General features: G+C 50.2%; 8 protein-coding genes. 4 read left to right on the plus strand and 4 right to left on the minus strand.

Annotated features, from left to right (window positions below):
- Positions 1–12: 12 nt before the first annotated feature.
- The 4 genes from ACOJS8_RS17175 (at position 13) to ACOJS8_RS17190 (ending at position 4,963) form a co-directional block, all read left to right on the plus strand.
- Positions 13–1,458, plus strand: coding sequence for an NADH:flavin oxidoreductase (locus tag ACOJS8_RS17175; protein WP_420149771.1), 1,446 nt, complete (start codon positions 13–15; stop codon positions 1,456–1,458).
- 30 nt (positions 1,459–1,488) lie between these two features.
- Positions 1,489–2,259 (plus strand): 3-ketoacyl-ACP reductase, encoded by a 771-nt coding sequence (locus tag ACOJS8_RS17180; RefSeq protein WP_420149772.1) that lies wholly within the window; start codon positions 1,489–1,491, stop codon positions 2,257–2,259.
- Between the two features lie 125 nt (positions 2,260–2,384).
- Positions 2,385–3,689 (plus strand): Gfo/Idh/MocA family protein, encoded by a 1,305-nt coding sequence (locus tag ACOJS8_RS17185; RefSeq protein ID WP_420149773.1) that lies wholly within the window; start codon positions 2,385–2,387, stop codon positions 3,687–3,689.
- Positions 3,690–3,703: 14 nt separating this feature from the next.
- Positions 3,704–4,963: an MFS transporter gene (locus tag ACOJS8_RS17190; protein ID WP_420149774.1), complete on the plus strand. Its 1,260-nt coding sequence runs from the start codon at positions 3,704–3,706 to the stop codon at positions 4,961–4,963.
- 100 nt (positions 4,964–5,063) lie between these two features.
- On the opposite strand, the gene odhB is transcribed toward ACOJS8_RS17190, so the two are convergent.
- The 4 genes from odhB to ACOJS8_RS17210 all read right to left on the minus strand — a co-directional run bounded on the left by odhB (position 5,064) and on the right by ACOJS8_RS17210 (position 10,586).
- Complete coding sequence (gene odhB / locus ACOJS8_RS17195; protein WP_420149775.1) at positions 5,064–6,689, minus strand: 2-oxoglutarate dehydrogenase complex dihydrolipoyllysine-residue succinyltransferase; 1,626 nt, start codon at positions 6,687–6,689, stop codon at positions 5,064–5,066.
- A gap of 91 nt (positions 6,690–6,780) precedes the next feature.
- Positions 6,781–9,558, minus strand: coding sequence for a 2-oxoglutarate dehydrogenase E1 component (locus ACOJS8_RS17200; protein WP_420149776.1), 2,778 nt, complete (start codon positions 9,556–9,558; stop codon positions 6,781–6,783).
- Between the two features lie 227 nt (positions 9,559–9,785).
- On the minus strand, positions 9,786–10,187 hold the full coding sequence (locus tag ACOJS8_RS17205; RefSeq protein ID WP_420149777.1) for a hypothetical protein: 402 nt from the start codon (positions 10,185–10,187) through the stop codon (positions 9,786–9,788).
- A 9-nt stretch (positions 10,188–10,196) separates the two neighbouring features.
- Positions 10,197–10,586, minus strand: coding sequence for a hypothetical protein (locus ACOJS8_RS17210; RefSeq protein WP_420149778.1), 390 nt, complete (start codon positions 10,584–10,586; stop codon positions 10,197–10,199).
- Positions 10,587–10,624: the final 38 nt, after the last annotated feature.

A 10,624-nucleotide genomic window follows, 5' to 3' on the forward strand; every position in this document is an offset into this window, starting at 1 on the left:
TTACTGATCCCGATGAGTGAGAAATACAAACCCCAGTACCCTCGCATGGCGCAGTTCAAAACGGCAACTGACCTGCGGACTTATCTGTCAACGAACAACATTGCTCTACCTTTCGACGATACGTTGCTGCCGCCTGCCGAAAGCCCTTTTAGCGAGCCTATTTCACTCAAGTCAGGCAAAACGGTTGGCAATCGTCTGTGTATTTTGCCAATGGAGGGCTGGGATGGCACTACGGACGGTCGGCCGACGGAATTTACGCGAAATCGCTGGAAGAAATTTGCCGTTAGCGGGGCCAAGCTGTTGTTCGGTTGCGAAGCTGTAGCCGTTTGTCATAGCGGTAAGGCTAACCCGAATCAGTTGGTCATAAACAATGATACGTTCTCTGACTTTGTTGAATTACGGCAAATGATGCTGTCAGAACACGCTACGTTGTTTGGCACAACCGACGATTTGCTCATTGGGCTTCAACTGACGCATTCAGGGCGCTTTTCCAAACCGCACAGTCACAAGCAGTTTGAACCGAAAATCCTGTACAGCCACCCAATTCTGAACAAAAAATTTGGGCTGGCAACCGATTATCCGACGCTTACCGACGAAGCAATCGACCAGATTATTGAGCAATACATTGAAGCCGCCGTACTGGCGCAGAAAGCAGGCTTCGACTTTGTAGACGTAAAACATTGCCACGGCTATCTGGGACATGAATTTTTGAGCGCAGTGGACCGGGACGGTAAGTACGGCGGCTCGTTTGACAACCGGACGCGTTATCTGCGGAGTATTGTGGCGGGGATTCGGCAGGCAGCGCCCGGACTAGAAATCGGAATGCGGCTGAGCGCGTTCGATATGTTGCCGTTCAAAAAAGGCCCCGTTGGTACGGGCGTACCCGAATCAGCAGAAGATTATCCGTTTGCTTTCGGTGGAAAATCGAACGGGGTAGAGATTGATCTGACCGAAACCAAAGCGTTTCTAGCCCTGGCCGAATCACTTGGTATACAGATTGTTTGCATTACGGCGGCAAGCCCTTACTACAACCCCCATCTGACGCGACCAGCCTTGTTTCCGCCCTCCGATGGCTATCTTCCCCCCGAAGATCCCTTACTGGGTGTGAAACGCCACCTCGACGTAACACATGAACTGAAACAGGCTTTCCCCAATCTGGTAATTATTGGGTCGGGCTATTCGTATTTGCAGGAATGGCTGCCGAACGTAGCGCAATACGTATTACGTAACGGAATGGCCGATAGTATTGGTTTTGGCCGAATGGTTTTGTCGTACCCTGGTATGCCTGCTGATATGGTAGCCGGAAAATCGCTCGTGCGCAACCTGATCTGCCGTACCTTCTCCGATTGCACCACCGCGCCACGTAGCGGGTTGATTTCGGGCTGCTATCCGCTGGACCCGCTCTACAAAAAGAGCCCTGAAGCTGAACAGCTAAAAGCCATAAAAGATAATCTATAACGTAGTGTCGGGCGATCCCACAACACTAAGATGAAAAACGTAGCACTCATTACGGGCGGTAGTCGGGGAATTGGTTACGGTATTGCTGAACATCTGGCGAAAAACGGCTTCGATCTGGCTATCAACGGCGTCCGGTCGGAAGATTTGGTTGCCGAAGCGCTGGACGGCTTAAGGTCGCTCGGCGCCGACGTCCTATATTGTCCCGGCAACATTGCCGCGCCCGATGATCGAAAGGCCATCATAGAGAACGTAAAACGCTATTTCGGTCGCCTGAACGTACTGGTCAACAATGCAGGCGTGGCCCCCAAAGAACGTCGGGATATTCTGGAAGCAACCGAAGAGAGCTTTCACTACGTAGTATCGACCAATTTGCAGGGTCCGTATTTTCTGACGCAGGCGGTGGCGAACTGGATGATCGAGCAGCAACAGCAGGACGCTACGTTCAGGGGAAATATTATCAACGTTTCGTCGATCTCGGCGACAGTCGCTTCGGTCAATCGGGGCGAGTACTGCGTAGCAAAGGCGGGATTAAGCATGATGACCCAACTGTTTGCGGCCCGATTGGGTGAGTTCGGAATTCCGGTGTATGAAGTTCGTCCGGGTATTATCCAGACCGATATGACAGCGGGGGTTACGGCCAAATACGACAAACTGATTGCCGATGGGCTGTGTGTTCAGAAGCGTTGGGGCTATCCCGACGACGTTGGCAAAGCCGTAGCGGCCCTCGCACGCGGAGACTTCCCCTACTCGACCGGCCAGGTTATTCTGGTCGATGGGGGATTGACGCTGCCTCGCCTGTAATATTTTGATAATCAGGTTTCAGTTTACGATTAGTTTTAGCGATTCACTCCCTTTACAATGCAGGCCTTTTTTTCGACAGTTCTTACAAAAAAAACCTGTCGAAACCCCTTAACTCGCTAACCTTCATGGAAAATCAAACCGAATCACGCCGAACGTTTATTAAGTCCACGGCCATAGGCTCGCTGGCGGTACTGGGTCTGCCGACGTACATTCCGGCCCGCGCTTTTGGTGCAAACGATCGGGTTCGGGTAGCCGTTCTTGGTATTAACGGACGAGGAAAGAATCACATTGATGGTTTTTCCAAACTGAAAGATGTGGAAGTCGTTACGTTGTGCGATGTTGATACCAACGTATTACAGGCTGGCGCTGCCAGCTTTGAGAAGAAATACGGTCGGAAAGTTCAGACGATGACCGACTTACGGCAGGTGTATGACGATAAAAACGTTGATGCCGTCAGTATTGCGATGCCGAACCACTGGCACGCGCTGGCTACCATCTGGGCGTGTCAGGCAGGTAAGGACGTATACGTAGAGAAACCCGGTTCGCATAATCTGTACGAAGGCCGGAAGATGGTAGAAGCCGCTACGCGCTATAACCGCATTGTGCAGCACGGCGTACAACTACGTAGCTCCGCAGCGATTCAGGAAGCCATCAAGCACCTGCGCGATGGCCTAATCGGGAAAGTGTATATGGCGCGTGGGCTGGTTTACAAATGGCGACCCGATATTGGCAATCAGGGCAAATCACCAGTGCCGTCGGAATTGAACTGGAATCTGTGGCAAGGACCCGCGCAGGAGAAAGAGTTCAGTAAAAATTACGTTCACTACAACTGGCACTGGTTCTGGGATTACGGCAACGGCGACATTGGCAATCAGGGCATTCACGAAACCGACCTCTGCATGTGGGGACTGGACGTAGGGCTACCGGAAGAGATTACGTCGGCAGGAGGCAAATTTCTCTGGAACGATTGCAAGGAAACGCCCGAAACGCTCAGCTCGGTGTATAAATACCCGAAAGAAGGAAAAGTTATTCAGTTTGAGGTGCGCCCCTGGATGACCAATAAAGAGGATGGCGTTGAAATTGGCAACCTGTTCTACGGCGATAAGGGCTACATGGTCATTAATGGTTACGACGACTACAAAACTTTTCTGGGCAAAGAACGTACTCCCGGTCCGGCCCGTAAAGCTGGTGGCGACCACTTCGCCAACTTCATTGATGCGGTACGTTCGCGCGATAAAGCGAAGCTGAATGGGCCCGTCGAAACCGCACATTTATCGGCAGGTATCGCGCATTTGGGAAATATTGCCTACCGATTAGGGCGCACGCTACGGTTCGACCCCAAAAATGAAGTATTCATTGGCGATAAAGAAGCAAACCAGATGCTTACGCGTAAGTACCGGGCGCCGTTTGTCGTTCCGGAGAAGGTGTAATAGACGTACTGATAATGAAGCCAATCCTGACTCCCGAACCGACTACAACGAATCGCACAGTTATTAGCCAACTTCTGCAAGTGCCAGTGATGGTAGCCGCTCTCGGTTATCTGGTCGATATGTATGATCTGTTTTTATTCAGTGTCGTACGTGTCCCCAGCCTGAAAGCCCTTGGCGTTGACGGCGATCGACTCTTGAGCGAAGGTATTTCATTGCTGAACTCCCAAATGGCCGGAATGCTGATTGGGGGTATATTCTGGGGCATATTGGGTGATAAACGGGGGCGCCTTTCGGTTCTCTTCGGCTCCATCTTGTTGTATTCACTGGCCAACATCGCTAACGGCTTTGTTACGTCGCTCGACCAGTACGCTATTTTGCGCTTTATCGCTGGAGTCGGTTTGGCGGGCGAATTAGGCGCAGGTATTACGTTGGTAACGGAAGTTCTGCCAAAGGAAATTCGGGGCTATGGTACTACGTTGGTTGCTACAATGGGCGTATTGGGGGCTATTCTGGCGTATTTCATCGCTGATTTATTCGACTGGCGTATTTCGTATTTTATCGGGGGCGGCATGGGGCTTTTACTGCTCGTGCTACGCTTCAACGTACTGGAGTCCCGCATTTTTAACAAGTCAAAACAGCGGGCATTACCGCGTGGCAACGTAGCCATGCTTGTATCCAGCAAGGCGCGGCTAGCCAAATACGTGCAGTGTATTCTGGTTGGGTTGCCGATCTGGTTCGTTGTCGGGATCTTGATTACGTTCTCGCCGGAGTTTGGAAAAGCGCTCGGTCTGAGTGCGCCTGTCGTAGCCGGGAAAGCAGTTATGCTGAGTTTTTCGGGGCAGGTTTTCGGCGATATTGTCAGCGGATTTTTGAGCCAGTCGCTACGTAGCCGCAAGCGGGTAATCCGGATGTTTATGCTTCTGTCGCTGACCTTTACGCTGGTGTATCTGCTGGCGCCTATCAGCGACCTGACGATGTTCTACGTAGCGTGTACTTTTCTGGGGTTCGCGAATGGCTACTGGACTTTGTTTGTAACCATTGCAGCCGAATTATTTGGCACCAATCTCCGCGCCACCGTAGCAACAACCATCCCCAACTTTGTACGTGGAGCTACCATTCCGCTCAGTGCGCTTTTTATTCAGTTGAAGCCATCTCTCGGTACCATTTATAGTGCCTTAACCGTAGGGGTGTTAACCGTAGTAGTCGCTTTAATTTCGCTGACTTTCCTCGACGAAACATTCACCAAAGATCTGGATTACGTCGAGGAAGAGTAGATTTTAGACGAGCTACATTAATCGTCATTAGGCACTGCCTAAAAACAAAACATCCCGAAGGCTCAGCGCTTTCGGGATGTTTTTCTATAATCCAGATCAATTACATATCGAAGAGAATTCGGGCGGGATCTTCCAGAATCTGCTTCACACGGACCAGGAAGCTAACTGATTCCTTTCCATCAATAATCCGGTGGTCGTACGACAGCGCCAGATACATCATAGGACGGGCTACGATTTCGCCGTTAACGACAACCGGGCGTTCGATGATGTTGTGCATACCCAAAATGGCCGACTGCGGTGCGTTGATAATCGGCGTCGACAGCATAGAGCCGAAGATACCACCGTTCGTGATCGTGAACGTACCACCCGTCATTTGGTCGATTGTAAGCTTATTGTCGCGGGCCAGACCTGCTAAACGAACGATTTCTTTCTCGATACCAGCAAAACTCAATTGCTCCGCATTCCGAATGATTGGCACGACTAAGCCACGGTCCGTCGACACAGCAATCGAAATGTCGCAGAAATCATTGTAAACGATCTGATCGCCATCAATTTGGGCATTAACCGCCGGGAAATCTTTCAACGCAATACAAATCGCCTTCGTGAAGAACGACATAAAGCCAAGCCCGACGCCCTGCTTCTCCTTGAATTTGTCTTTGTATTTGTTGCGAAGGTCCATAATTGGCTTCATGTCTACCTCGTTGAAAGTAGTCAGCATAGCCGTTTCATTCTTCACCGCCACCAACCGACGGGCAATAGTCCGACGTAGTGACGTCATTTTCTCCCGACGCTGTTCACGGCTACCACCCGCTGGAGCAGGAGCTGGCTGAGGGGCTGGAGCAGCGGGTTTGGTTGCAGCAGGGGCAGGCTGTGCTTGTGGAGCGGCTTGCTGAGCGGGTACGGGTGATGCTTTTTGCGCATCTTCTTTCGTAATACGTCCGCCAACGCCGGAACCCTGAACCTGCTGAGCACTCACGCCTTTCTCGTCCAGAATTTTAGCGGCTGCTGGCGACGCGTGGTGTGCTGCGTAACCATTCTGCCCATTCGAAGCAGGTGTTTCAGTGGCTGGTGCGCTGGCCGCTGGAGCAGGAGCTGGCGTAGTAGCAGGTTGCGAAGCGGTCGGAGCGCCCGAACCTACTTCGATCTTGGCAATCAAGGCACCGATTGGCAATGTTTCGCCAGCCTGAGCCACGATACGTAGCGTTCCGGCGGCTTCGGCGGGTAATTCAAACGTAGCTTTATCGGATTCAAGCTCGCACAGGACTTCATCCAGTGCAACCTGATCGCCATCTTTTTTGCTCCACGACGCAATCGTCACTTCAGTAACCGATTCACCGACAGCCGGGACTTTCATTTCAACAACGCTCGACGCATCCGCTTTAGGTGCTTCAGCAGGAGCGGGTGCGGGCGTTGGAGCGGGTTGGGGACTCTCAACTTTAGGCGCTTCTGCTTTTGCAGGCTCGGCGGGCGCAGCAGGAGCGGGTGCGCTGCCACCGTCGTCGATGGTGCAGATACTGGCACCGATTGGCAATACGTCTCCTTCCTGCGCCAGAATATGCAGAATACCATCGGCTTCGGCCGTTAATTCGAACGTAGCCTTATCGGAATCGAGTCCGCAAAGAACCTCGTCCATTTTTACGTGATCACCTTCGCGCTTATACCAGGTGCCAACAGTTACTTCGGTAATGGATTCCCCTACGGGAGGGATTTTCATGTCAACGGCCATTTTTATTTCAGTTTACCGTTTTCCGTTTACTGTTTTCAGTTCAGAAGCGGCAGAACCAACAACTGAAAACGGTAAACTGAAAACTGCTTTTTTATTCAAACGCTCTCCGAACAATATCGGCTTGTTCCTGAGTATGAATTTTTGGGTATCCCGTTGCGGGTGAAGCGGCTGCTTTCCGCGAGATGATCGGATAATTCAGGCCGATACGTAGCAGATACGTCCAGTAACCCATATTTTCGGGCTCTTCCTGTACCCAGAATATTTCTGCTTTTTTGTATTTAGCCAGTACGTTATCCAGTTGTGTTTTCGATAAAGGCGCTAGCTGCTCCAGCCGAACAATCGCTACGTCGTCACGCTGATCGGCCTGCTGCTTGTCGAGTAAATCGTAATATACTTTACCCGTGCATAGCAGAACGCGTTTTACCTTCTTGGCCTGTGCATACGTATCGTCAATAATTTCCTGGAACGAACCTTTGGTCAGGTCTTCCAGCGGAGAAACGCATTTCGGATGACGTAGCAACGATTTTGGCGACATAATTACCAGTGGCTTACGGAACGGCCACGCCAACTGCCGACGCATAATGTGGAACAGGTTTGCCGGTGTCGATACATTCGCAACCGTCATGTTATATTCGGCATACAGCTGTAAGTAGCGCTCAGGACGTGCATTCGAGTGCTCCGGTCCCTGACCTTCGTAGCCATGCGGAAGCAGCAACGTAACGCCATTCTGAATACCCCATTTCGATTCGGCAGCCGCGATAAACTGGTCGATAATTAGCTGGGCGCCATTCGAGAAATCACCGAATTGAGCTTCCCAGATGACCAGTGCGTTGGGTGTAGCCATCGAATAGCCATACTCGAAGCCAAGCACACCATACTCCGATAGCAGCGAGTTATAGATCTGAAACTTCTGCTGACCTTCCTGAATGAAATCGAGCGACGAATACGTCTGGTTGGTTTCGGCATCGTGCAATACGGCATGACGGTGCGAGAACGTACCGCGCTGCACATCCTGACCACTCAACCGAACGGGCTTACCTTCCAATAGTATTGAGCCATAAGCCAATAATTCGGCCGTTCCCCAGTTCACTATTTTCGTATCGGTTAGCATCGCTTGTCGGTCTTTCAGCAGCTTGTCGATCTGCTTCAGCGGCTTAAAACCTTCTGGAAGTTTAACCAGTGCTTGTCCAACTGTTTCGAGCACTTCAGCCGAAACGCCTGTTTCAGGCGATTTTTCAAAGTCTGCTGGTTCGCTGAAACGTAGCTCGGCCCAGTCGCGGTCCAGACGTAGTGGTTTATACGGGATTTCGGCTTTTTGCTTCACGCGGTCGAGCCGGTCCTGCAGTTGCTTCTTGAATTCCGTATCCATTCGCTGGGCCAGTTCGGCATCAACATCACCCCGTTCGATGAGAAGGTCTTTGTAAAGTTCGCGCGGGTTGGCATGCTTGTCGATGATGTTGTACATCGTCGGTTGCGTAAACTTCGGTTCATCCGACTCGTTGTGACCGTAGCGACGGTAGCAAACCATGTCGATGAAGACGTCCCGGTTGAATTTCTCGCGGAATTCAACGGCCAGCTTCGCGCAGAAAATTACTGCTTCAGGATCATCGCCGTTGACGTGGAAAATAGGCGCATCGATGATTTTTGCTACGTCCGAGCAGTAAATTGATGAACGCGCGTCATCGAAATCCGTGGTAAAACCGATCTGGTTGTTAATCACGAAATGGACCGTACCGCCGGTTTGATAGCCCGCCAGTTTCGCCATCTGTGTCACTTCATACACAATACCCTGACCCGCCACAGCCGCATCACCGTGAATCAGAATGGGCATGATTTTTTTGAAATCGCCTTTGTACTCTTCATCGGCCTGCGCCCGTACAAAGCCTTCAACTACCGGATTCACCGCTTCCAGGTGCGAGGGGTTCGGTGCCAGTTTCACACTGATCTGCTTACCCGATTTGGTTTCGGTTAAGCTCGAATAGCCGAGGTGATATTTTACGTCGCCGTCGCCATGAACCTGATCCGGTACGTTCCCTTCAAACCCATCGAAAATAGATTCGTAGGATTTTCCCAGAATATTGGCCAGTACGTTCAAACGCCCCCGGTGCGCCATACCGATCATCACTTCCTCTACGCCCATATCGGCCGCCTGACTGATAATGGTATCAAGCGCCGGAATCGTTACTTCTCCGCCTTCGAGCGAAAAACGTTTCTGACCTAAATATTTGGTAGCCAGGAAGTTTTCAAAAACGGTTGCTTCGTTGAGCTTTTCAAGAATCCGTTTTTTCTCATCCAGCGTCGGTTCAAAAACCAGGGCTTCTTTCTCGATTTTGTTACGTAGCCAGTTTTTAACATCCAGCTCGCGGATATACATGTACTCGAAGCCGATATCACCCGAGTAAATTTTCCGCAGGGATTCCATAATCACGCGTAACGTAGCGGGCCCAATGCCCAGCAACTTACCCGATTCAAATACGGTATCCAGATCGGCATCCGAGAGTGCATAGTCGGGCAAATCAACCCGTGGCTGACGGTCCTTGCGGGCCCGTAGCGGATTTGTTTTGGCCAGCAGGTGCCCACGGGAGCGATACGCCTTGATCAAACTGGCTACCGAAACTTCTTTTTCGGCATGAGAAGCATCGACAGGTTTAGTGGCGGTGGCCTGTCCGTTACCATTGGATGATACGCCGTTTGGCGTTGCTCCGTTGGTTTTGCCGGTGGCGTTTTCGCCGTAGGTTAATGAGAATTCAAATCCTTTGAAAAATTGCTGCCAGCTTTCGTCAACTGATTGAGGGTCTTGCTTATAAGACTGATAAAGTTGATCTACGTAAGCCGCGTCGGAATTGGCGATATATGAGTACTGATCCATGACGGGGGCGCGTCGTTGTTTTGACCCGCAAAGGTAGCGTTTAGCCTAAATAGTTTACTGCAAAAGTTTCTGTTTTTTATTCTCTTTCTGGCTGGAAACGACGCGCTTATATATACAACAGTATAAGCGTTGGTTTAGTTGATTAATTTATCAGTGCTACGTCTCAGCCCTTCTGCTTCCAGATCTATCATGCCTGCCTATATAATATATCACTGGAACACAGCTTATTAGATCCTTGAGCGCAATTTATCCACCAATGCATTGCCGACTATTAGTACAACAAGTCCTGGAAGTAAAATGGCACCCGCCCGAAAACCAGCGCCCGTCAGTTTGTAAATCCCTGAATTATACTGGGTAAAACTCTGCAGTAAATAATATGCTGATAAGGCCAGCAAAGCCACAAGAATACCAATGGCCAACGGTTGATTTATCTTCTTGACAATCAACGATATAAGCAACGATACTCCTACGACAATAGCTACGCTTCCGACAGCTTTCGGAAAAGTTGCGATTGCCTCGTAATCAAAAAAGAACACCCCAGCCTGACCAATCAGATTGGGGTGTGCCAACAGCCAGCCATCCAGAATGACCAGCACAAGCAGTAAAACGTAGAAGAAGGGGTTACGCATTGATAGAAATTAAGTATTCACAGATACTGGGCCCATTTTGAATTCTACGTCAGGCGCTACGAAGATGTACGCTTTTTGAACGGTTATACCGTATAAATCAATATCTGACTCTTCCCACCCGAACTCACTTTTTAAAATAGTACCTTCTGTGTAGTACTCATGTCTCAGCAAAATGATAGCCGATATTTTAAGTAACTCCTGCTTTGTTAATACGCTCTGCACTCGCTTGGTCAAATAATCCAGCGCTTGCCGTTGATCTTCGTCAATCCATTGAGCAGCAACTAACAGATCCCATACAAAAGCATCCTCACGAAGAGCTAACGCAAAAAAACTTAATTGCCCTTGCTCAGCATTTATTGCCGAGACCAAGCCCCCTATTTTTTTAATTATCTCTTTCATAGCACTTTCCTAAGCGTTTTAGAGTCCTTAAGTATATT

It is taken from the genome of Spirosoma sp., assembly GCF_048594605.1.
In the GTDB taxonomy this organism is placed as follows: Bacteria; Bacteroidota; Bacteroidia; order Cytophagales; family Spirosomataceae; genus Spirosoma.